General features: G+C 72.0%; 16 protein-coding genes and 1 CRISPR repeat array. Of the genes, 4 read left to right on the forward strand and 12 right to left on the reverse strand.

Features of this window, described 5'->3' with window-relative positions; all coding sequences use genetic code 11:
- Positions 1–252: 252 nt before the first annotated feature.
- Positions 253–1677, forward strand: coding sequence for a hypothetical protein (locus C1701_RS15345; protein WP_103056078.1), 1425 nt, complete (start codon positions 253–255; stop codon positions 1675–1677).
- 142 nt (positions 1678–1819) lie between these two features.
- Here the strand turns inward: C1701_RS15345 and C1701_RS15350 are convergent, their stop codons facing one another.
- The 4 genes from C1701_RS15350 to C1701_RS15365 all read right to left on the reverse strand — a co-directional run bounded on the left by C1701_RS15350 (position 1820) and on the right by C1701_RS15365 (position 7746).
- The gene (locus tag C1701_RS15350) at positions 1820–4204 is read right to left on the reverse strand and encodes a Tex family protein (RefSeq protein WP_035292278.1); all 2385 of its coding nucleotides are present in this window, start codon (positions 4202–4204) and stop codon (positions 1820–1822) included.
- Positions 4205–4424: 220 nt separating this feature from the next.
- Positions 4425–5225 carry a S1 family peptidase gene (locus C1701_RS15355; protein WP_026419164.1) on the reverse strand — a complete coding sequence of 267 codons (801 nt, stop codon included), beginning with the start codon at positions 5223–5225 and terminating at the stop codon, positions 4425–4427.
- A 203-nt stretch (positions 5226–5428) separates the two neighbouring features.
- Positions 5429–6442, reverse strand: a complete 1014-nt coding sequence (locus C1701_RS15360; RefSeq protein WP_103056079.1) for an enoyl-CoA hydratase/isomerase family protein — start codon at positions 6440–6442, stop codon at positions 5429–5431.
- A 131-nt stretch (positions 6443–6573) separates the two neighbouring features.
- Entirely contained in the window at positions 6574–7746 is a 1173-nt protein-coding gene (locus C1701_RS15365) for a beta-1,3-glucanase family protein (protein ID WP_103056080.1), read from the reverse strand.
- Between the two features lie 624 nt (positions 7747–8370).
- Between C1701_RS15365 and C1701_RS15370 the strand changes: the two genes are divergently transcribed.
- Together C1701_RS15370 and C1701_RS15375 are read left to right on the forward strand one after the other, a co-directional pair.
- Positions 8371–8994: a superoxide dismutase gene (locus C1701_RS15370; protein WP_026419161.1), complete on the forward strand. Its 624-nt coding sequence runs from the start codon at positions 8371–8373 to the stop codon at positions 8992–8994.
- Positions 8995–9205: 211 nt separating this feature from the next.
- Entirely contained in the window at positions 9206–10285 is a 1080-nt protein-coding gene (locus tag C1701_RS15375) for an aldose 1-epimerase family protein (protein WP_103056081.1), read from the forward strand.
- A 99-nt stretch (positions 10286–10384) separates the two neighbouring features.
- Here the strand turns inward: C1701_RS15375 and C1701_RS15380 are convergent, their stop codons facing one another.
- The 5 genes from C1701_RS15380 to C1701_RS15400 all read right to left on the reverse strand — a co-directional run bounded on the left by C1701_RS15380 (position 10385) and on the right by C1701_RS15400 (position 17543).
- A complete protein-coding gene (locus C1701_RS15380) occupies positions 10385–11272 on the reverse strand; it encodes an alpha/beta fold hydrolase (protein ID WP_051314041.1) in 888 nt (295 codons plus the stop codon).
- Positions 11269–12033, reverse strand: coding sequence for an LLM class F420-dependent oxidoreductase (locus C1701_RS15385; protein ID WP_026419158.1), 765 nt, complete (start codon positions 12031–12033; stop codon positions 11269–11271). The genes C1701_RS15380 and C1701_RS15385 overlap by 4 nt, the downstream gene beginning before the upstream one ends.
- A gap of 205 nt (positions 12034–12238) precedes the next feature.
- Complete coding sequence (locus C1701_RS15390; RefSeq protein ID WP_030107508.1) at positions 12239–13267, reverse strand: iron-siderophore ABC transporter substrate-binding protein; 1029 nt, start codon at positions 13265–13267, stop codon at positions 12239–12241.
- Between the two features lie 175 nt (positions 13268–13442).
- Positions 13443–16250 carry a M14 family zinc carboxypeptidase gene (locus tag C1701_RS15395; protein WP_337661706.1) on the reverse strand — a complete coding sequence of 936 codons (2808 nt, stop codon included), beginning with the start codon at positions 16248–16250 and terminating at the stop codon, positions 13443–13445.
- Between the two features lie 36 nt (positions 16251–16286).
- Positions 16287–17543, reverse strand: a complete 1257-nt coding sequence (locus tag C1701_RS15400; protein WP_026419155.1) for a S8 family peptidase — start codon at positions 17541–17543, stop codon at positions 16287–16289.
- Between the two features lie 310 nt (positions 17544–17853).
- On the opposite strand from C1701_RS15400, the gene C1701_RS15405 reads away from it, so the two are divergent.
- Entirely contained in the window at positions 17854–18834 is a 981-nt protein-coding gene (locus C1701_RS15405; RefSeq protein ID WP_081715491.1) for a hypothetical protein, read from the forward strand.
- Between the two features lie 1408 nt (positions 18835–20242).
- A CRISPR array of direct repeats spans positions 20243–20516; the repeat unit is 30 nt; unit sequence GAAAGCCCCGCGCAAGCGGGGGTGAGCCGG.
- A gap of 319 nt (positions 20517–20835) precedes the next feature.
- On the opposite strand, the gene C1701_RS15415 is transcribed toward C1701_RS15405, so the two are convergent.
- From C1701_RS15415 to C1701_RS15425, 3 genes are all read right to left on the reverse strand, one after another.
- Positions 20836–22041, reverse strand: coding sequence for a M20 family metallopeptidase (locus C1701_RS15415; protein WP_337662300.1), 1206 nt, complete (start codon positions 22039–22041; stop codon positions 20836–20838).
- 55 nt (positions 22042–22096) lie between these two features.
- Positions 22097–22735 carry a transcriptional regulator gene (locus C1701_RS15420; RefSeq protein ID WP_103056084.1) on the reverse strand — a complete coding sequence of 213 codons (639 nt, stop codon included), beginning with the start codon at positions 22733–22735 and terminating at the stop codon, positions 22097–22099.
- Positions 22736–22922: 187 nt separating this feature from the next.
- A complete protein-coding gene (locus C1701_RS15425; RefSeq protein WP_103056085.1) occupies positions 22923–23378 on the reverse strand; it encodes a hypothetical protein in 456 nt (151 codons plus the stop codon).
- Positions 23379–23437: the final 59 nt, after the last annotated feature.

The following is a 23437-nucleotide window of genomic DNA, read 5'->3' on the forward strand; positions in this document are numbered from 1 at the left end:
TTTCGCGGCCGTGCGCCCGGCCACACCCCCACCTCACCGCCGGATCGATCGCCACGGCAGTCCCACAGTGGACGCCTTCCGTCCACGACCCGCCCACCACCTCTCGCCGCCCGGCGGAAGTCCCAGTCCCCTCCCAGGGGTCCTACTGGGGTCTCACTTCGCCGTGACCAGCCCCAACGCCTCCCACTCGTCCACTCGGGCCACTACTCTCCGGACGCACAGGGAAACCCACGGTGATGACACGGGGTCGCGATGCACGGGAACCAGGACCTGCGCCGACTGATGGCGGAGGCGGAGCTGAGCAACACGGGGCTGGCGAACGCGGTGGTGCGGACCGCCGCGCGGGAGGGCATCCATCTCGGAACCACTCCCACCTCCGTGAAACGGATGCTGCTGGGCTGCCAGCCCCGCGATCCGGTGCCCCGGCTGGTGGCCGCCGCGTTGTCGCGGCGACTCGGCTACCCGGTGACGGTCACCGCCTGCGGGTTCGACGACCACCGAACGGCGGGTGACACCTTTGACGCGCTCCGTCGCGCGTCCACTCCGGGTGGGACGATGGGCACCGTGGTGGAGCTGTCCGGACGCGACCTGAACCGACGCAATTTCCTGCTGGGCTCGGCGTTCACGGCGAGCGCCTTCGCGGAGCCGGCCTGGCTGGCACTGACCGCCCCGCCGCCGGAGGCGACGGCGGCGGTGGGAGGGGGGCGACGCATCGGCGCCGCCGACATCAAGGTGCTCCGGGAGACGGCCCGTCACTTCGAGACGCTGCACCGCCGGTTCGGGGGCGGGCAGGTGCGGGACCGCGTGGTGCGCTTCCTGCACGACGAGGCCAGGGTCGCGTTGGAGGCCACCTACTCCGAACAACACGGCCGGGAGCTTTTCTCCGCCGTGGCACGTGCCACCTGGCTGGCCGGGCTGACCACGGTGGACAGCGGGCGGCACGCCCTGGGTCAGCGCTACTACGCGCAGGCCCTGCACCTGGCCACCCAGGCCGGCGACACGCTGTTCGCGGCCAACGTGCTCGCCGAGATGAGCCGGCTGACCATCGACATCGGCAACGCCACCAGCCAGGCGACCGGCGCGGAACACGGCCCGCACGCGGCGGCGTTGGCGCGGTCGGCGCTGCGGATGACCGAGGGCGCGGCCACCCCGAGGTTCGCCGCCTGGCTGCACGCTATCGAGGCCCGGGGGCTCGCCTTCGTGGGCGACGCCCGCTCGGCGCGGCAGGCGATCGAGGAGGCGCAACGCGCCTTCGACCGGCCGGGCCCGCCGGAGCCCGAATGGCTGGCCTTCTATGGTGAGCCGGATCTGCTCGCGGACATGGGGCAGTGTCTGCGGGACGCCGGCCGGCCCCAGCAGGGGCTCGCCCTGCTCGAACAGGCGGCGGCCGCCCTGCCCGAGGACAGGGTGACGGCGCGGGCGAAGACCCGGATCCACATCGCCGCCGCCCACCTGGAACTCGGCGACTACGACCAGGCCGAGTCCGTGGCCGGTCAGGCCTTCGCCGACATGGGCGAGCTGTCCTCGGCCCGCACCGTCGACCGGGTGGTGGCGCTCCGCCAGCGGGCCCGGGGGCGGGGTCGGCATCCGGCGCTGCTCGACCTGGACGAGCGCATCACCGAACTCGTCGGGGAGCGCCCGTCCTCCGGCCCTGGCCCGGCGGGGGTGACCCCCTAGTCGACCGCCTGGTCGTTCGCGGCGCCGCACCCGCCAGGTTCGGCGGCCGGTCGGCCGTGGTCGTCGCCAGCACCGTCAAGGACCGCGAGGGCCGGACCGGCCGGCCGAGGCGCCGCGCCCCCACCGACCGGTCGGGCTCAGCTCAGCGGGAGCCGCCGCCGAACCCGGCGCGGCGCAGCGCGTCGGCCATCGCTCCGCCGCCACTGTCGGCGCGCTCCCGGCGCTGTCCACCTCGGCCGCCCTGCTGACGGCCGCCGCCCTGACGTTGACCGCCCTGGCCCTGACCGCCTCGGCCGCCCTGGCCGCCGCGCCGCTCCCCGGGCTGGCCCCCGGCCTGGGGCAGCTCGTCGTCGAGGCGCAGGGTCAGGGAGATGCGCTTGCGGGTGGCGTCGACCTCCAGCACCTTGACCTTGACGATGTCGCCGGGCTTGGCCACCTCGCGGGGGTCGCGCACGAAGTTCCTCGACATCGCCGAGACGTGGACCAGGCCGTCCTGGTGCACGCCGATGTCGACGAAGGCCCCGAAGGCGGCGACGTTGGTGACGACGCCCTCCAGGGTCATGCCGGGACGCAGGTCGGCCAGGGTCTCGACCCCCTCGGCGAAGGCGGCCGTCTGGAACGCCGGACGCGGGTCGCGGCCCGGCTTCTCCAGCTCACCGAGGATGTCGGTCACGGTGGGCAGTCCGACGGCGTCGTCGACGAAGTCGGTGGGGCGCACGGACTTCAGCAGCCGGGTGTTGCCGATCAGACCGGCGACGTCGCTGCCCACCGCGTCCAGGATGCGGCGCACGACGGGGTAGGACTCCGGGTGCACCGCCGAGCTGTCCAGCGGGTCCTCGGCGTCGGGGATCCGGAGGAAGCCGGCGCACTGCTCGAAGGCCTTCGGCCCCAGCCGGGAGACGTCCTTGAGCTGCTTGCGGGAGCGGAACGGACCGTGGGTGTCGCGGTGGAGGACGATGTTCTCCGCCAGTCCCTCACCGATGCCGGAGACCCGGGTCAGCAGCGGGGCCGATGCGGTGTTGACGTCCACCCCCACGCCGTTCACGCAGTCCTCGACCACCGCGTCCAGCGACCGCGAGAGCATCGTCTCGGAGAGGTCGTGCTGGTACTGGCCCACCCCGATGGACTTCGGGTCGATCTTGACCAGCTCGGCGAGCGGGTCCTGGAGCCGGCGGGCGATGGAGACGGCGCCGCGCAGCGCCACGTCCAGTTCGGGCAGTTCCTGGGAGGCGTAGGCGGAGGCCGAGTACACCGAGGCGCCCGCCTCGGAGACCATCACCTTGGTCAGCCTCAACTCGGGGTGCCGGCGGATGAGGTCGGCGGCCAGCCGGTCGGTCTCGCGGGACGCGGTGCCGTTGCCGATGGCGACGAGTTCGACGCCGTGGCGCTCGGCGAGGCGCGCGAGGGTGGCGATCGAGGAGTCCCAGCGGTCCTGGGGCTTGTGCGGGTAGATGGTGTCGGTGGCCACGACCTTTCCGGTGCCATCGACCACGGCGACCTTCACCCCGGTGCGGAAGCCCGGGTCGAGGCCGAGGGTGGGCCGGGTGCCGGCCGGGGCGGCGAGCAGCAGGTCTCGTAGGTTCGCGGCGAAGACGCGGACGGCCTCCTCCTCGGCGGCCTGCCGCAGTCGGGTGCGCAGGTCGATGCCGAGGTGCACCAGGACGCGGGTGCGCCAGGCCCAGCGCACCGAGTCGAGCAGCCAGTGGTCGGCCGGGCGGCCCTGGTCGCCGATGTCGAAGCGGTGCGCGATCCGCTGTTCGTAGCTGCTCGGGCCCTGCGGCGCCTCACCCGGGTTGCTGTCCTCGTCGGGTTCGAGGACGAGGTCGAGCACGCCTTCCTTCTCCCCCCGGAACAGCGCGAGGATCCGGTGGGAGGGGAGTTTGGTGAAGGGCTCGGAGAAGTCGAAGTAGTCGGCGAACTTCGCGCCCTCGTTCTCCTGGCCCTCCCGCACCCGGGCGGCCACCCGGCCCCGGGTCCACATCTCCTCGCGGAGCTCGCCGATGAGGTCGGCGTCCTCGGCGAAGCGTTCCACCAGGATGGCCCGGGCGCCCTCCAGGGCGGCCGTCCCGTCGGCGACGCCCTTCTCGGCGTCGACGTAGTCGGCCGCGACGGCCTTCGGGTCGTGGGTGGGGTCGGCGAGGAGCAGGTCGGCGAGCGGTTCGAGCCCGGCCTCCCTGGCGATCTGCGCCTTGGTGCGCCGTTTCGGCTTGTAGGGCAGGTAGATGTCCTCCAGCCTGGCCTTCGACTCGGCGGCGTTGATCCGCGCCGCGAGCTCGTCGTCGAGCTTGCCCTGCGACCGGATCGACTCCAGGATCGCCGCCCGCCGGTCCTCCAGTTCGCGCAGGTAGCGGAGGCGTTCCTCCAGGTCCCGCAGCTGGGCGTCGTCGAGTGTGCCGGTGGCCTCCTTGCGGTACCTCGCGATGAAGGGCACGGTCGCCCCTCCGTCGAGCAGGTCGACGGCGGCCTGGACCTGGCCCTGCCGCACCCCGAGTTCCTCGGCGATCCTCTGGTGAATGGACATCGTCATCGGTTCTGCATCCGCCCTCTCGCTGATCTCCGGCCTGCATTGTGCCGGTGCGGGCCGGGGGGTGTGGCATCCCCCGCCGGGGTGGTGCCCGAAGATCACCCGGGACGGACGGGCCGGGACGGTGGATCGGCCCGCCGGGGCGGGACATGGCGGTGGCCCCGGGGGGCGGCGAACCCCGGGGCCACCGGATCGGGGGTGCGGGGCCGGGGCCCCGCGCCGGTCAGGACGCGATCTGTTCGGCGAGCTGGTCGCTGTGCGCGGCGACGCCGGCGTAGACGCCCGGGTAGCCGGCCTGCGCGCAGCCGTAGCCCCAGGAGACGACGCCCACCAGGGTGCCCTCAACCACCAGCGGGCCGCCCGAGTCGCCCTGGCAGGCGTCCTTGCCGCCTTCCTCGAGCCCGGCGCACAGCATGGTGGCCTCGTCGAACTCGCCGCCGTAGGCGCTGGCGCAGTCCTCGGCGCTGACGAGCGGGACCGTGGTCTCGAGCAGGTAGCGGGAGGCCGCGCCCCCGGAGGACGTGGTGCCCCAGCCGACGACGGTGGCCGCCTCCCCCGGGGTGTGCAGGTCCTCGTCGGCCGGGGTGGCCAGCGGCACCGTCGGGTGGTCCAGCTCGACGTCGAGGGTGAGGACCGAGACGTCGCCGCTGAACGAGGTGCTGTCGTAGTCGGGGTTGATCCAGATGTCGGTGACCTCGGCCTCGTCGCCGTCGGTGCTGTTCTTGTCCTCCCGGCCGGCGACGACCCGGATGTCGGACGGAGCGGAGTCCTCCGTGCAGTGGGCCGCCGTGACGACCTTGTCCGCGGCGACGAGGGAGCCGCCGCAGAACTGCTGGCCGGCCGGCGTCGTCAGGTAGACGGCCCACGGGTAGTCCTCGATGCTGGCCCGCTCGCCGCCCACGATGCGGGTGCTCACCCCGTCGCCACCCGTGGTGTCCGCGATGGCCGTTCCCGCTCCGGCGGCGGCCACGGCGGCGGTGGCCGCGACCAGGGTGGACCAGCGTCGTGCCCGACCTGCTCTCATGAACTCTCCCTCCCCGAGGGGTGATGGGCGGCAAAAAACCGACCACACCGTCGAATGTGTGGATCGTTCACATCCAAGCCGACCGACCGGCGGCCGGGACAGGTCCGTTCGGACCAATCCGCGTACCCGCGACCGGACAACCAGACACGATCCAGACGTCGACGAGCGAGCGACCGCCACCCTCCGGGACGGGCGTCCGCGCCTCAGCCGTCGAGCACCCGGGTGACCAACGCCGTGTCGACCTCCGCGAGCGTGGCCGGCGACCAGCGCGGCCGGCGGTCCTTGTCCACCAGCTGCGCCCGCACCCCCTCGTGGAAGTCGTGGCTGTGCGCGGCCCACGCCGCCACCCGCAGCTCCCGGGCCAGGCACTCCCGCAGCGAGGAGGCGGCACCGCGCCGGAACAGGCCGGCAGCGAGGTGCAGGCTGGTCGGTGACATCGCCGCCAGGGTCGCCAAGGTGGCGCGCGCCCACTCCTGGTGCGGCCCGGTCTCCGCCTCCAGCCGCGCGACGACCTCCTCGACCGAGTCGGCGGCGAAGCACCGGTCGACGGCCTCGGCCACCGGCGCGAGCTCCGACACCGGCGGGGGCGTGGCGAACCCGGCGACCACCTCCGCCGCGGTCCCGGTTCCCAGCGCGGCGACCAGGTCGGGCAGCCGCTCGGCGGGAACGTGGTGGGTCGCCAGCCCGGTGTCCACGGCAGCCCCTGCTCCGATGTGGACACCGGTGAGTCCCAGGTGGCGGCCGGACGCGCCCCGCAGCCGGGGCAGGAAGTAGGTGGACCCGACGTCGGGGAAGAAACCGATGCCGGTCTCCGGCATCGCCAACCGGGACCGTTCGGTGACGACCCGGATCGACCCGTGCGCGGAGATGCCGAGCCCACCACCCATCGCGATCCCGTCGAGCAGGGCGACGTAGGGCTTGGGGTACTCGGCGATCAAGCCGTTGAGGGCGTACTCGGCGCGGAAGAACTCGGCCACGTTCTCCTCGTCACCGGCCAGGCTGGCCGCCCGGGCGGCCCGGATGTCCCCGCCAGCGCAGAAGGCGCGGGGTGAGCCGCCGGCCACCAGGACGGTCCGGACCTCCGGGTCGTCGCGCCAGCCGTCCAGCACCCTCGTCATCTCCCGGATCATGTCCAGGTCCAGGGCGTTCAGGGCCGCCGGCCGGTCCAGGACCAGCCGCCCGACCCCGTCGACGACCTCGTGCCGCACCGTGTCCACTTGGGGACCTCCTGTCCGCTCGTCGTCGGTGTCCCGTGACGCCGACCTCGCCCGAGCCTGCCCGAGGAAGGGCCGGCCCGGGCGACCGGGGCCGTCGCGACGACGGGGACCTGGCTGGCCCCGCCGCCGGATCAGAACGGGTTGATGGACACGGTGATCCCGGCCGGCGCGTGGTCCTGGACGTAGGAGGCGAAGTCACCGACGTCGTCGAAGGCGAACCCGTAGACCTTCCCGTCGACCATGTTCTCGTGCAGCACCCGCGAGTAGTGGTTGCTGGTCTGGTCGAGGTAGAAGGCGTCCGGGTCCAGGATCGGCGCCCGCGCGCTGTCCAGCAGCGTCGACCGGTTCAGGCTCGCGCCGAGCACGGCGGCCACCGGCCCCGAGATCCCGTCGTTGGGCGCGTGCAGGGCTCCGTCGCAGAACAGCACGTCGCGGGTCGTCGGCTTCTCGAAGGGGCTGACGCCGCCGGTGAAGGTGAACAGCCCGCCCTGGACCTGCCCGGTGAAGTCGGTGTGGTTCGCGGTGACGGTGAGCGTGTCGCTCTGGTACCTGTTCCAGACGGCGTCCACGTAGGAGTCGTAGAAGGTGGGGGAGAACAGGCCGGAGTCGATGCCGTGGCTCGGCGCGATGACGCGCAGGTCGTCGACGACGAGGTTGGCGAAGTCCGGGTTGCCCCGCATCGCCGCGAGGACGGCCTCGCGCCCCCCGTCGACGAGGAAGCCGGTGCGCTGCGTCTCGCTGCCCGTCAGCTCGATGCCCAGCGGCATGCTGAACATGTCGACCTTGGTGGTGTTGCAGTACATGCCGGTCGCGTCGTAGGTGAACTCCATGCAGTCGTGCAGGATCCGGTAGTTCGGGTCGCTCTCGACCCACCCCGCCGGGTAGGCCAGGGTGTCGTCGGGGTTGACGCGGAACCGGATCTTCTCCGTCACCGAGAAGTAGGCCCGGCCGGAGAAGTTGATCGGCAGGTCGAACCGGGTGTCCCCCGCACCGTTGAGCGGGATGGCGTAGTCGGCGAAACCGTCGGCGTCGTTGTCGGAGGCGGACACGTAGGCGAGCGTCCCGTCCGGTGTCATCCGCACCGGGCGGTCCGAGGGCAGTTCGCGTCCCACGAGGTGCATCCACAGCGCGCTGTTCGGGTACCGCCCGCTGTCGTTGACCACGGTGAACGGCAGCGAGTTGGGCACCCGCGCGGCGGCCGGGGCGACAGGCCCGGACGCGGCGGAGACGGTTCCGCTCCCGATCAACGCGCCGCTGGTGGCGGTGGCGGCGAGGCCGCCGAGGAACATTCGCCTGGTCACCATGGTGGTGGTCTCCGTTCTCTTCGCCCGGTGGGGAAAGGCAGGGGCGGCTTCCCGTGACGCGGCCCGGTGTAACGGTGATCTGGGCACCATCTGAGCTGGCCCGTCGACGCCCTTCAATCGGCCGGACGGCGTAGCGGCCGGGCAGCTGGGCCAACGCGGAACAGGACAGCGGACAGCGTCCCGGCTCCCGGTGCCCCAGCGCTGGCCACCGGACGCTGGGCGGGTGATCAGCACCGTCCTACCTGCACCGATCCCGAACCACGACCGGCGGCCGAGCGCCCGGGCGTGGGACACCGGACCCTTCCGCCCGAACCGGACAGGTCGGGGGTCGTGCACCACCACCGGAGTTCCCCGCCGGTGCTCCTGCCCGGCGAACCGGCGTCCGAGACGCCTCGGCCCCCACCACGACCGGAACGCCCGAACCGTCCTCGGCCCGCACACGATCGCGGGACCGCACCCGCCCCCCCGGCCGGCACCCCGCCAGCGCCGTCACACCGCGGCTTTCCCCGCCAGCGCCACCCCCGCCGACCGGATGCCGTTCCGATCACAACCCCTTGACCTCAAGCGCGGTTCAGGTCGGAGGGTGGGCTGGTACCCACGACGGAACGACGAACAGGACCGACGATGGCCCCCTACACCCTGCCGGATCTGGACTACGACTACTCGGCGTTGGCCCCGGCGATCACCGGCGAGATCAACGAGCTGCACCACTCCAAGCACCACGCCGCCTACGTCAAGGGCGCCAACGACACGCTGGAGAAGCTCGCGGCGGCACGGGAGGCCGACGACTTCGGCTCCATCGTGGGCCTCCAGACCACGCTCGCGTTCAACCTCGCCGGTCACGCCCACCACGTGATCTGGTGGAAGGTCCTGTCGCCGAACGGCGGCGACAAGCCGGTGGGGGAACTCGCGGCCGCCATCGACGAGGAGTTCGGCTCCTTCGACCGGTTCCGCGCCCAGTTCAACGCCGTCGCCACCACCATCCAGGGCAACGGCTGGGCCGTCCTCGCCTGGGACCCGATCGGGCAGCGGCTGATCACCCAGCAGATCAGGGACCACCACGCGAACTCGGTGCTGCCGTCGGTGCCGATCCTGCTGTTCGACGTGTGGGAGCACGCCTTCTACCTCCAGTACCGCAACGTCAAGCCCGACTACGTCAACGCGCTGTGGAACGTCGTCGACTGGGCCGAGGTCGGTCGCCGCTTCGAGGACGCCCGCGCCGGGCGCAACGGTCTGCTGCTGCCCTGAGCCCACCCGACCGGGCCGTCCCTCCCCCACCGGACGGGCGGCGCGTCCGGTAACCCCGCTCGACGCGGGGCCGTCCGCCCGGCACCCCCGATCAGCGGTGCCGGGCGGACGGAAGACCGGACAGACCGGCGGCGTCGACGTGACGGACGTCCTGCCGTACCCCACGATGGGATGACCACGCCTCGACAGCGCCGGTCGGGAGGAGCCCAGGATGAGCAGGAGCACCGAGCGATCCGCAGGATCCGCACTGTCCCGGCGCGCCGCGCTCGGGGCAGCCGGCGGACTGGGACTGCTGGGCGTGACGGGCATCGCCGGGACGAGCCAGGCCTCGACCGCCGACGGTCCCGGCACGCACCCCGCCACCGGGCCGCGCCCACCCGTCGGGGAGGCCACCGGCCGCCTGTACGAGATCCGCGCCGGTCGGCACGCCGTCGTCGTCGCGGGCGTCGCGGCGACCCTGCTGTCCTGGAAGGTCGACGGCGAGGAACGGCTGCTCACCCACGAACCCCACTCGGTGGGCGACAGCTACCAGGGCAAGACCATCGTGCCCTGGCCCAACCGCATCGACCGCGGCCACTACACCTTCGACGACGCGGAGTACCAGGTCCCCGTCAACGAACCCGAGCGGAACACCGCCCTGCACGGCCTGGTGAACTGGGTGGAGTGGGAACCCGTCGAGCACTCCCGGGACCGGGTGGTGCTCGACTACCAGCTCCACCCCCAGTACGGGTACCCCTTCCGGCTCGGCCTGCGCATGGAGTACGCGGTCAGCGCGCGGGGCATCCGTGCCCGGCTCACCGCGACCAACCTCGGGCGGGCGCGGGCGCCGTTCGGCGCGGCGTTCCACCCGTACTTCCAGCTGGGCTCGGAGACGATTGACGACATGCGGGTCCGGCTGCCCGCCGACGCCTACTACACGGTCGACGACCGACTGCTGCCCACCGGGATCGCCGAGGTCGACGGGACCGGCATGGACTTCCGCGTCCCCCGCGAGCTCGGCACGACCGAGTTGGACACCGCCTACACCCGGCTCCTCCGCGAGGCGGACGGCACCGCCGTGACCCGGCTGAGCCGCCGGGGCGGCCCGACCATCGAGCTCTGGGTGGACGAGAACTACCGCTACCTCCAGGTCTACACCGACGACGGCCCACCGCCCGGCCGCGCGGGCCGGGCCGGTATCACCGTCGAACCGATGACCTGCGCCCCGGACGCGTTCAACTCCGGTGACGGGCTCGTGCTGCTCGACCCCGGAGCGGAGTTCCACGGGAGCTGGGGGCTGCGCTCCGCCTGACACCGACCCGGTCCGCCGCTCCCGGTCGGTGCGGCGGGCAGGACGGCCGATGCCCGGGCCGCGCCGGCCGGACCACCCGGTACGGGGCTCCCGGGCGGCTCACTCCGCGGTGTGCGCGAGGATGCGGTCGGCCAGGACCCCGTGCAGGGCACCGGGAAGCGCGTGCCCCAGCCCCGCCACCTCCCACAGGACGGCACCGGGGATGAGGTCGGCCAGGTGCCGCCCGTGCGGCGGCGGGTTGAGCGGATCGAGCTCCCCCTGGACCACCAGGGTCGGCACCCGAACGCCACGCAGTTCCCGGCCCCGCTCGGTCGGCACGGGTTCCGCCGCGCCGTGCGCGCTCGGCTGCTCGAGGGTGCCGGCGTGCTCGATGGCGCGCTCCTCCCAGCGGCGGAACTCGGCCGCGTCGAACACCGAGGGCCCGGCGAGGGCCCGCCACTCCTCGACGCGGCGGTCCAGCGCGGCCGCCCGGTCCGAGGGCGGCTCGGCCCGCCGGGCCAGCACGTCGAGCACGTCCCGGCGGGGCAGGGGCAGACCGCCCGGGTCGGGTTCCCCGGTGTGGGCCCGCCGCAGGTTGCCCACGAAGTCCACGTCGAGCGCCGCCCCCAGCATCAGGGTGAGGCCGCGCAGCCGCTCCGGGTGGTCCAGCGCGAGCAGCTGGCCGAGGGTGCTGCCGAGCGAGAGACCCACCACGTGCGCCGACCGCAGCCCCCAGCCGTCGAGCACCCCCAGCGCGTCCTCCGCCAGCCGGGCCACCGGGTACGGCGCGTCGGAGAACGGCCGGGTGGTGGACCTGCCGGTGTCACGGTGGTCGTAGCGCAGGACCCGTCGCCCGCCGTCGACGAGGCGGGCGACGAACTCGTCCGGCCAGCCCAGCGCCGAGGAGTTCGCGCCCGCCACGAGCAGCACCGGGGGGTTCGCGGGGTCACCGATGCTCTCGGTCCACAGCTCCACGTCCCCCACCGGCAGCCTGCGGGACGACCTCACGCCGCCCGCACCTCCCGCAGCAGCTCGGCGACCCCGTCCAGCGGGAACGGGTCCTCCAGGGAGACGATCAGCTCCTGGGCACCGGCCTCGACGTAGTCCCGCCACGTCTCGAGTTCGTGCGGGCGGATGAGGACCGTGCGGTGGACCTCCCGGGGGTCACGGCCCACCCGTTCGCACCACTCGTCCAGCACCCGGTTCTTGTGCGCGAAGTTGTCCGGCGGGCCGAAGGCGTTCCAGGCGTCCGCGTGCTCGGCCACCAGCCGCAGCGTCACCTTCTCCCCGGAACCGCCGATCAGGATCGGCATCGGGCCGGCCGGGCCGGGGTTGAGCACCGAGAGCCGCTGCTTGATCACCGGCAGGTCGGTCTCCAGCTTCCGGAGGCGGCCGATCGCCGTGCCGAAGGTGTAGCCGTACTCGGTGTAGTCCCGTTCGAACCACCCGGAACCGATGCCGAGGATGAACCGGCCCCCGCCGAGCTGGTCGATGGTCCGGCTCATGTCGGCCAACAGGTTGGGGTTGCGGTAGCTGTTGCAGGTGACCAGGGCACCGAACCGGATGCGGGACGTCTCGACCGCCATCGCGGCCAGCAACGCGTAGGCCTCGAAGTGGGCGGCGTCCGGGTCACCGTGGAGTGGGTAGAAGTGGTCCCAGACGTAGGCGGTGTCCAGCCCCAGTTCGTCGGCCCCCGTCCAGGCGCGGCGCAGCGCCTCGGTCGTGGTGGCCTGGGGTTCGAGCTGGACACCGATCTTCACCTGCTGCACGCGCTATCTCCAGACTGCTGTGAGCCGACCGATGTGGACGCGGAACCGGGACGGGAAGGCGTTTCCCGCTCCACGAGCGGGACCGGCGGCGGTCCCGCTGCCGAGACTAGCCACCAGCACGCCCGGCGGTCACCCGCATTCCCCCGTGTGCCGCGGTTGGCCTCGTCCGGCCACCGCCCCGTCACACCACCGCCGGCACCCCCCGTCAGTCGGCCAACGCCTCGGCGAGCTGGGGAAGCAGCAGGTCGAGCGCGTAGGGCAGGCTGAGGACGGTGCCCATCGAGAACGCGTTCTGCGCGTCGGCGTCGCTGAGCACGATCATCCGCCCCTCCCGCGCCATCGCGGTCCCCTGGAGCAGGGTGTCCTGCTCGATGCGCTCGGCCGGCTGCATGCTGACGACGACGCAGACGTCCGCCTCCAGCAACCCGGCCTCCTCCCGGGAGACGTCCACGGTGAAACCGTCACCACCGCGCAGCTCCTCGATCGCCGGCGAGTTGACGAACCCGAGGTCCCGCAGGGTGTCCACCCGGGTGTCACCCTCCACGTAGGCGGCGTACGACGCCTCGTCCCACCACACCACCGAACAGGTGCGCCCCTCGAACTGGGGGTACCGCGCCCGGGCATCGGCGAAGGCGTCCTCCACCTCACCGATGAGGGCCTGGCCCTCCTCCGGGCGCCCGAGCACCTCGGCGATGAGCCGGGTCTGGTCGCGCCAGTGGGTGCCGTAACTGATGTCGGTGGCCGGCCCGGACAGGGTCGGCACGAGTTCGGCGAACATCTCGTACACCGACCGGTCGTTGTCCGACTTGGTCATGGTGACCAGGTCCGGCCGCTGGGCGAGGATGCCCTCCGGGGAGAACTCGGGGCCGGTGAGCACCTCGACCTCGCCGTCCCCCCGCCTCTCCCGGGCCCACGGCCCGAACCCGTCGTCGTAGGCGCGGAACCAGTCGACCGAAGCCACCGGCACCACTCCCAGCGCCAGCAGGGTGTCGCCGTCCCCCCACCCGAGGGCCACCACCCGTTCCGGGGCCCGGTCCAGCTCGGTCGTCCCGAACTGGTGGTCCACCGAGGTGGGGAAACCCTCGGCGGCGGGTGCCCCGCTGGCCCCGGCCCCGGTGTCACCACCCGACCCGTCGGCGCAGCCGGCGAGCAACGCGACCGTCGCCCCGGCACCCCCGATCAGGAAGTGCCGCCTGGTCAGGCCACGGGTACGGACGCTGGGGAACCGGTTCATGCTGCTGTGCTCTCCTCGCGCGGAACGGCTGCCACCCGGGGTCTCCCGGGCGGCGGACGCGATCCGCCACCCGACCGCGACCAAGCCAAGGCTAGCCTCACCACGCTCCGCTCCCACGGGCGGCGGGTGGGGCGACCACCGCTCCGGCGGCCACCCCACCCCAGCGGTCAGCGGGTCAGGAACTCGCCGTCCAGTAGAGAGCCCTGGCCACCTGCGAGTACAAACCCTTCGGGTGATCCCGGAACAGGGGTTCCGTGCCGAACAGCACGGTCGGTGTCCCCGCGCCACCAACGCCGGACACCACGGCCGGCCGCCCGGCCGCCTCCACCTGACCGCCGGTGCCGTCCTGCTCGGGTCGCCAGTGGCCCGCCACGAGCGGCGCGTCCGGGCCGTACCGCTGCTCCACGGTCACCCCGTCGCCGAGGCCCTCGAACCACAGGGGTGAGTAGACGAAGGAGTGCGGGGCCGCACCGGAGCCGACCCACCCGTCACCGGCGCCGACCTCGACGATGCCGTTGGCGTCGGAACGGCCCCGGACGACGTCGACGGGCAGCAGGCCGGCCTCGGTGTTGAACCGGGCCCCGACCGCGCCGCGCGTCACCACCCCACCGCGGCCCAGGAACTCCGTGAGGTCCGCGCGTGCCTCCTCGCGGAGACCGGACAGCTCCAGACCCGCCGACACGTAGAGCACGTCCACCCGGCGCCAGTCGAACCCCTCGTTGAGGACGGCGGTCGACACCGGCCGCACCTCGAACCCCATACCGCGCAACGCGACCAGCTCGTCCGGTGACACGGCCGCGGCCACCACCGGCCGCTGTCCCACGGGAGTCCGTTCGTCACCGCTCGGGGCCTCGGTGAAGCGCACACCGTGCTCACGGGACGCGGCCAACGCGTCGGCGCGCGCCGACGCCGGCACCACGATGACGCCCTCGGACGACCTGTGCACCTGGTGACCCCGGCCGAGCAGGTCGTTCACGACCCGGACGTCACTGCCGTCGGTGAGGGCGACGGCGAGGTCCCGGCCCGGGGCGACGTCCACGCCACCCGAGGCCACCGGCTCCTCCACGGGACGGGAACGCACCGTCAGCCCACCCCGCACCGGCGCCACCTCGGCCCCCCACAACAACCCGTGGCTCAGCGCCGAGTTCGCGTAGGTCCTGGGCACCCGCTCGGTCAGATCGGCACCGTCCTCCAGCAGCGAGTTCGCGATCGCGCGGCGAGGCTGCCGCAGGTCCACCAGGTACGAACCGGGTGGGTACTCCTCCCGCCCCACGCGGAAGCCAGCTTCGGTGCGCCGCACCTCAACACCGTTGTCCAGCAACAGGTTCACCAGGCGCGCCGCCGCCGGCTCCGAGGTGCCCTCCCCGGCCGCCGGGATCACGTAGCCCCGGGGGAACTCGGTGGTGTACCGGTCCGCCTCCCCGAAGCCGGGGATGTAGTCGTCGGGGATGCGCCGCTGCTGCTCCCCGGCCCCCGCCCGGCGGAAGAACTCGATCTGGTCGGCGACCAACTCGTCCCGGTTGGCGTCCACGTAGTCGATGGTGCTCAGGATGGTCGCCTCGGCGACGTCGGTGTTCACCGCCGCCCTGCGGCGGAGCTCCGCCACCGGCTGGTTCTCGTAGTCCTGCCGGTTCACCCGCAACGGGACCTCGACGGTGTGACCGTGGGTGCCCTGCAACATCGCGTACATCGGCGTGTACATCGGCAGCCAGTCGTCCCAGTCACCCGGCGCGCGGTCCCGGATCGGGATGTCGGCCCGCTGGGTCTCGGGGTGGCCGAGCCCGGCGATGGCCCGTTCCATGCCCAACGCGTTGGGCCAGGCGTGCTTGAGGTACAGGTCGTACTCGGCGTTCTGCACGTGCGGGGCGGTGTTCGGGCTCAGCAGCGTCGGGTTCACGTAGCCGTGCAGGTCCAACATCACCAGCGACTGGCCGTTGATCGCCACCTTCCGCACGGCCTCCGTCTCCGGGTTGGCCACCGTCACGAAGTCGCGGTTCAGGTCGAAACCGGCCGCGTTCTGCCGGGTGCCGGCCACCCGGCCGTCCGGGTTGTGCGAGACCGTGAAGTAGAGCCTGGACGTCTCCAACAGCCGGAGGTCCTCGGGGTCCTCGCTGGTGGCCAGCTGTTCGATGACGCGGAGCGACCCGTCGGTGCCCTCCCACTCGTCACCGTGGATGTTGGCGTTGAACCACATCGGGGCCTTGTACCCGGCGCGGAGTTCCTCGTCCGCCGCCGCGGCGCGGGGGTCGGTGCGGATCGCGTCCCGCCACCGCCGCTGCTGGGCGCTGTCCTCCGGGGTCTCGGGGGCGGTGAGGGTGACGAGGTAGATGTCACGCCCGAGCACCGACTCGCCGAGCACCTCGACGGAGACCCGGTCGCTCTCGGCCTGGAGGTCGTTGAGCCGGGGAGCCAGCTCGTGGTACGGGACGAGGCCCAACTTGACCGACCTGTCGGCCGGGTCGTCGGGGTAGATCCGCAACTGGGTCCGCCGGGGGTACCCGCGTTCGTCCGACTCGGAGAAGGAGCTGGGCGTCCCGGCCTCCACTCGCTCCCCCGGGGTGCCCGGCCGGTTCTCGCCACGCGGTCGCACCCGGGCAGGGTCGGCCAGGTCCGCCGCGAGGACCGCGTCCCGGTCCGAGACGTCCACCCCTGGCGGGGCGTCGGGAGGCGGTGGCTCGGCCGCGGTGGCGGGAGGTGCCGCCGCGGCCGTGGCCGCGACCAGGGCCGCGACGAGCAACCCGGCGGTGGGACGGGAGATGCGCACATGAACTCCTGTGGTGGCGGTGATCCGGTCACCGGTACCCAAGACCGAGTGGGACCGCCGGTCAACGGCGTCCCAGGCAGTGGTCAGGGACTTGCCGACCGCGTCGTTCCCCGCTCTCGACGTCTCCCCTGGTCCTCGGCCGGCCAGCACGGCCACCCCCGCCCCCGGGACAACCGCGTCCAACGGCCGGTGGCCGGTTCCCGTCAGGGAGCCGGCCACCGGTGGACGCGAGGTGGGTTCGCGAGGAGGACCCGGTCAGCTCGCCGGCGGCACGTACAGCAGGCGGTTGGTGGAACCGGTGCCCGGGTTGGTCACGATGCCGCTGGTGCCCCACGACTGGAGCGCGCTCTTCACCTGGGCGGGAGTGGCGCCGGGGTTGCTCTGGAGGTAACGGGCGGCGGCACCGGCCACGTGCGGGGACGCGAAGGAGGTGCCGTTGCCGGTGTAGGTGCCACCCGCGCGCCAGGCGGAGGTGATGTTGGAACCGGGTGCGAAGATGTCGACCTTGCCGAAGTTGGAGTACGAGGCGCGGGCGTCGGTGCTGGTGGTCGCCCCGACCGTGATCGCCGGGCCGACCCGGGCCGGCGAGTAGTTGTTGGCGTTGCCGTTGTTGTTCCCGGCCGCCACCACGTGGGTGACGCCGCTGTTGATGGCGTTGACGACGGCCTGATCAAGGGCGGTGGACACGCCGCCACCCAGGCTCAGGTTCGCGACCGAGGGACCGCTGGCGTTCGCGGCCACCCAGTTCACGCCGGCGACGACCCCGGCGGTGGTGCCGCCACCGGTGGCACCGAGGACCTGCACGGCCACGATCCGCGCGTTCTTGGCCACACCGAACTGGGACCCGGCGACGGTGCCCGCCACGTGCGTCCCGTGCCCGTTGCCGTCCTCGGCGTTGGGCGTGTTGTTGACGAAGTTGTAGCCGTAGCTCGCCCGACCGCCGAAGGTCGGGTGGCTGATGTTGACGCCGGTGTCCAGCACGTACACGGTGACGCCGCTACCGGTGGTGGTGTACTCGTACCGGTTGTCCAACGGCAGGTTCCGCTGGTCGACGCGGTCGAGGCCCCAGGACGGCGGGTTGGTCTGCACGGCCTGGACGCCCACGTCACGCGTGGTGGCCGGGGCGGCGGTCAGGTCGATGCTCACCCGCTGGTTCTGCTCGACGTAGGCCACCGACGGGTCGGCGGCCAGCCGGCGGGCCTGCCCCTCGGTGAGCGCGGCCTCGAAACCCTGGATGGCCGTGGAGTAGGTCCGCTCGACGCTGCCGCCGTACTGGGTGACCAGCCCGTCGGCGGTGGCGGTCACGCCGGAGGCCAGCCGAGGGCTCGTCTCGTCGAGCACGACCAGGTAGCTGCCCTTGATCGCCCGTGCCGAGTCCGCGTGCAGCACCTTCCCGACCTGGTCCGCCGTCGGGTTGGCACCGGCCGCCCCGGTCAGCGCGGTCAGTGACAGCGCGACGGCGGCTCCGACACCGCCGAACGTCCGTAGGTAGTTCCGCCAGTTGTTCGTCATCCCTGAATCCCTTCCGGGTACGGTTCCGCCGCGTCCGGGCATGCGAAACCGAAACCGATCACCGTTACTCCCGATCACCACGAATTACGTCACAAGAACGAAACACGGAACACTGTTGGCGGTAATTCGTGATGCTGCACCGATGCTAGGAAGAAAACAGGGCGGTGGAAAGGACCGGGTTTTGACACTTAACAGATGAGCGCCGTCGCCCAGTTCCCGGACTCCGGAATTCACGGCACGCGGGGGCTGCCACGGGAGAACGCCCCGCACTAACGTCAGCCGGAGTGCGATCCGACTGCGAGGAGTGAGCATGATCGGTGCCACGTGGAGTACGAGCGACCAGGTCGACGGGGACGGAACCCGCCAGACCACCGACCGCACATCACCGGCTGACGAGCCATTCCCCAGCACCCTGCGAGCGGCGATCGCGGCGAGCGGGCTCAGCCTCGACCGCATCAGGTACCGGCTGGAGCAGCACGGTCACCACATCAGCGTCGCCACGCTCAGCTACTGGCAGTCCGGCCGCAGCCGGCCCGAACGGCGGGAATCGCTGAACGCGTTGCGGCAGCTGGAAAGCCTGCTCACTCTGCCGCCGACCGCTCTCCGTTCCCTGCTCGGCCCACCCAGACCCAGGGGAAGAAACAGGCGATTAACAATCCCGTCCATCGCGTCGCTGTGGCCGGAGGTGCCGGCGGTGCCCGAGCTGCTGTCCTCATTCGACATCCGGTCGGACACCATGCTGGAACGAATCAGTCACCACGACCATTATTCGATCGGCGGCTCGGGCGACGTCCGCCGAATTCGGACGCGGCAGGTGCTCCGCGCCCGGGGGGAGGGGCCGGACCGCTGCCTCGTCGTGTTCGACCCGGAACGCCCCGGCCTGCCCAGCCTCACCCCGCACGCCATCCGCAACTGCCGGGTGGGCAGGGTGGCCCGGTCCGGTGGCACCGGGCTGGTGGTGGCCGAACTCGTGCTGCCGGGGCCGTTGGCCAGAGGGGCGACCACCATCCTGGAGTTCGAGCTGCGCGCCCAGCCGGGCAGGCCCGCCGCCACGCGGACGACGGAGTGTTCCAGGAGGTTCGTCGCTCCGGTGCGGGAGTACCTGTTGGAGGTGTCCTTCTCCCCCGAGGCCCTTCCCGTGGCCCCGCACCGTTTCGTCCGCCCCGCCGATCGGCGCAAGGCCCCGTCGCGGTCGCCTCTGACCTTGGGACCGGAGCAGTGCGCGCACGTGGTCGAGCTGGACGTGCCTCCCGGGACGGTCGGCATCTCCTGGGGGTGGCCGGCACCGTGAGCACGCGCCGTCCGTCACGAGGTCTTCGCCGGCACCGGCCCCGTTCGGACCGGAGGGTGGTGGCGGGAGACCGCCGCGGAACCGCCACTCGGGTCTCTCGCCGGTGAGCGGGAGGCTTCTCCCCGGCCGGAGTGCCGGGGAGGAGCGGCCGCCCGACGACGGACGGGACGGGGACCGGTCCTCGACCCGCCGGACACCCTCGCCCGTGGCCCGTCAGACGGGCAGTGGATGCGTGACACCTTCGGTGACCCAGCGTTCCCGGCTGGTCGACCTCCGTCGCCAGGCCCAGGCCCAACTGCTGGTTCCGTTCGACGAAGCCCTCGACGGTTCGAGGGACTGGCCGTGCCCCTCGTTCGACGTGGCCTCGGAACCCGCACGTCCGTGGAGCAGGTGCGCTCGCCACCGACGACCGGGGACCGGATCGTCAGCGGTGACGGTCACGCCCGAAGCCGACCGCGGGTTCGCCAGTCGACCGCTGGTTCGTCTCGTCGACCCCGACCACGACCAGTCAGCCGTCCCTGACGCTGCCCCAGTCCCGGGTCACCGGGAAGGCCCCGGAGGGGACGTCGAGGCCGCCCTCGGGGCGGTGCGCGCCGCTGGGCCACCACCCCGTCCGGCGAGCCGAGCCGCCAGTCGTGGGGTCCGCCGTCCGAGGGCGGTCACGGCCTCGGGGACCACCCCACGGCGAAGGCCGGCTGCCTGCCTCCTGGTCGTCCATCTGCACCCCCTAGGCGGGGGCCGCCGGACGGGTTCCGGGCAGACGGGACCGTGGCCGTCACTGGGTGGGGACCGCACAGGGGAACGGACAGCACCGGGAACGCCTGACCAACCCTGGCGGTGGAACGGTTCGGCACCGCTCGGACGCCGACCAACCCGCCCCTCCCCGAACGCGGAGCTCCGGTTCCTGGGCGCACAAAAAAGTGGGTGGAGGAGAACCGGGAGCACCCACCAGGTGCTCAACCACATTCCCCTCCACCCACCGGTGAAAGAATCCACCCCGTCGGCGAGCGGACCGGCTGAGTCGCGCACCACCACGAGAGTGGGCGCCGGGGTCGCGGCGGACGATGTCGCGCCTCGAACCCACCGGAACCGAACCCGCGCTCAGGGAGGCGCCACCCCGAACCCACCTGGCGCCGGACCAGCCCGCTCGGAGCGACTCCGCGCGGCAACCCCACGCCGAAATCCAGTGCCAAACCACCTGAAAAAAATTGCAACACTGGAACCGATCGGCCGCTGTGCTCGCCGAGTGGGTCGAGCGCGCGTCGGCGCTACCCGTCGCAGGTCAACGGATTGACACCGCCATTCGTCACTGGCGACAGGCCACAGCGGTCTGAACGTACACGAGCGTGGGAGGCACGGCCTCCAACACCACCGGGGCGGTCCAACCTCCACGATCAACTTGGCCCGTGAAAGCCCCGCGCAAGCGGGGGTGATCCGGGGTGCGGCCGGTCGGACCTGACGGCGCTCCGGAAAGCCCCGCGCAAGCGGGGGTGATCCGTAGCCGGGTGAATCCCGCTCGGCGGGCGGCGCGAAAGCCCCGCGCAAGCGGGGGTGAGCCGCCCGACCACCGCAGCGTGTTCGTCGTGAGCTCGAAAGCCCCGCGCAAGCGGGGGTGAGCCGGAGGAACTTGTCGCGCGCAACCGACCCGGTGGGAAAGCCCCGCGCAAGCGGGGGTGAGCCGGTACGCCACCCACTGTTCGGGGCGGCCGGGATCGCAGGGCCGGTCCGGCCGGCGGGGCACTGTCTGCCGCCCGCCGCCGGCGTTCGCCGGTCGTCGCGGCCGCCGGTCTGGTGTCGAGCGAGCGGGGCAGTCCTCTCGGTGTGCCGGGCGGTGGTGTCCCGGGATGTGCCCGTCGTTTATGCGGGCACCGGCCGTGTCCACCATTTTGGTGTTGCTGGTTCCCCGGTCCGCGCGATCCGAACGCGGCGGGCACGAGTTGGAGTTGCCTGTTCCACCTGGGGACGTCCCACTGCTCGTTGTCGAAACCGCGCACGGTCGGGCTACGGACGCAGGAGCGCGAGTACGGCGGCGTGGTAGATCGCTTGGATGGTGGGGATGGTGTCCAGGCGGATTCGTTCGTCGGTGCCGTGTAGGCCGACGTAGTCGACGCCGAAGCCCGCGGTGGCGGGGATGTTCAGGCCGGCGAGGTAGTTGCCGATGTTGGACGGGCCGGCGATCTTGGGCTCGACCTCGACGCCGACCGCTGTGGCGGCGTCGAGGATGGCGGCGCGCAGTCGGGAGTCTTCGGCGAGGGCGAACGCGGGCCAGCGAGTGTCGACCTGGATGAGGGTCGGATGCGTTCCGGGCCACGCGTCGTCGACTTGGGCGACGAGGTGTTTCAGCAGTCGGGCGGCGTCCTCGTCGTCGAAGTCGCGGGTGGTGCGGATATCGACGTGGAGGGTGCACAGGTCCGGGGTGACCGAGTAGCCCTGGCCTCCCTCGATCGCGGTCACGGTTAGCTTGCCGGCCATCGGGAATTCGGAGCTGGCGCTGGCGGCGAGCTCAGCCGCGGAGAGCACCCGGACCAGGTTGGCGGCCTTCTCGATGGCGCTCGGAGTGGTTTTGCTACCGCCTGAGTGCGAGGCCACGCCGTGCACGTGCAGTGTGGCACGGTGCACGCCGCGTCCGCCGACGACGAGTTTGTCCATGCCGGGGTAGCCGATCATCACGCCGGCCACGTCGTCGGGTGCGTCCGGGCCCTCGAAGTAGCGTTTCGCCCCGCCGAAGGCCCCGGTGTGCTCGTCGACGTCGAACAGCAGTACCAGGCTGCCGCGCAGCTGGTCGGTCATGGTGGCGAGCCGGGTGGCGACGTGGCAGAAGATCGCGGCGCCGGTCTTGGAGTCGGCGCTGCCGCGCCCGTAGAGCCAACCGTCGACGATGGTCGCGGAGGTCGGCGGATGGGTCCAGGCGGCCTCGTCGCCGAAGGGTGCGGTGTCCAGACAGGCGTCGAGCACCCAGCGGGGGCCGGGATGCGCTCCGCGGATCTCGCAGGTCAGGCCGACGGTGGCGCCGGCCTTGTCCCTGAGCACGGTGACGACGAGGTTGCGCTGTTCCAGCCAGCCACTCAGCCGGTTGAGCACCGGCTCGTACGGGTCGACACCGCCTCGGCTGGGGATGGCGACGAGTTCACGGGTCAGGGCGATGACCGACTCGTGGTCCTCGGTAGCCGCAGCCAACACGTCGCGCTCACCGCCGTGGTTGATCATGTTCACGACCGGCACCGCCCTTCACCCACGCTCTGCTGGGCATCGTCTCTGGCGTCTAGCTTGGCACTGCCGGCAGGTCACGTAGGGCCTGGTCACTCTCGATCCGGCGGGCACCGGCGTAGACCTGCCGTGCGTGGTCGATCAGCCGTTCGGCCACCGCCGCCTCGAACAGCACCCCGGAGTCGAACGCCTCCGATGAGGTCAGTGAGGGGATCGGCACGACGGCGGTGGACTCCGAGGCGCAGAAGAACCGCTCCGGGGCTCGGGGGGCGTCCTCGACAACGCCGATGTGCAGCGTCTTCACCCCAAGGCTGCGGTCGTGCGGATCGCGGATCTTCACCAGCCGCAACAGGTGGTCCTTGAGGACCTGGTGGCGCGGCGGGCCGAACAGCACCCGGTAGTGCACCAGCTCGGGCCGCTGCACCAGCACGGCCTCGATCGCGTCGAGGTAGGCCGCGTCGCGTGAGCGGGACCCCACGACCGCCAGGTACTGGCCGGCGCCGTGGACCACTTCGGTCATGGCCGCGCGCAGGTCGTGGTGGCCGACCAGCAGGAGTGGTGTCTCGGATCCGGCGGTGAGCCGCTGGTCCTGGTGGGCGAACAGCACTTCCGGGGGCTGGGCGTAATAGCCGGCGAGCACCTTGCGGTAGCGGATGCTGGTGATGTGCTTGCCCAGCTCCCAGCCGGACAACATACTCGGCGTGACTCCGGACGAGCCGTTATTCGACTGTTTGTCGAGGTCCTCGCAGACCTGCTCCAGCGTGGCCGGAATTGACAGGCGTGCCTGCCGCAGCGGGGATACGCCCAGGACGGCTGCTGGGCCCTTACCACGTGCGCGCCGACCGGCCATTTCGCCCCACCCCTTCCCGTTCCTGATGTGATCAGATTACGGAGGCAGGGTGCTCCACGACCAGCTCTCGCACCGGTTCGGCCGCCATCAGCTTGTCGCACACGCCCGCGAGCGTGAGGTTCTTGTCCACCCGGGTGTAGCCCTGCGGAGGGTGGAATTTGCCGAGCATGCCGGTCAGTTCCTCGGCGGTGAACCCCGAGAACTCGCGCACCTTCCTGATCGGCAGCGCGAACCCGTTCTCCAGATCCTTGAGGTACTCGAAGACCGATTCGCCGTTGCCGACGCGGGCCTGCTCGGCGATCTCAGCGATCCGGGTCGGACTGGCCACGACGGCTTCGTCGAGGTCGATCACGGCGGCCAGCTTGGATACCGGCGCGGTGAGGTAGACGAACCACGTGGTGGGCCGGTCAGCGAGATATCGGCGGCGGAACTCGTGCCGCTTGAGGCGCTGCCAGATCAACTCGTAGTACTCCGGGTCGAGCGACATCAACACACGCTCGACCGGGACATCGAACTCCGCGGTGCCGAATAGGTCTTCCAGGGTGG

Origin of the sequence: Actinoalloteichus sp. AHMU CJ021 (genome assembly GCF_002895405.1) — a bacterium.
Lineage (GTDB): Bacteria > Actinomycetota > Actinomycetes > Mycobacteriales > Pseudonocardiaceae > Actinoalloteichus_B > Actinoalloteichus_B caeruleus.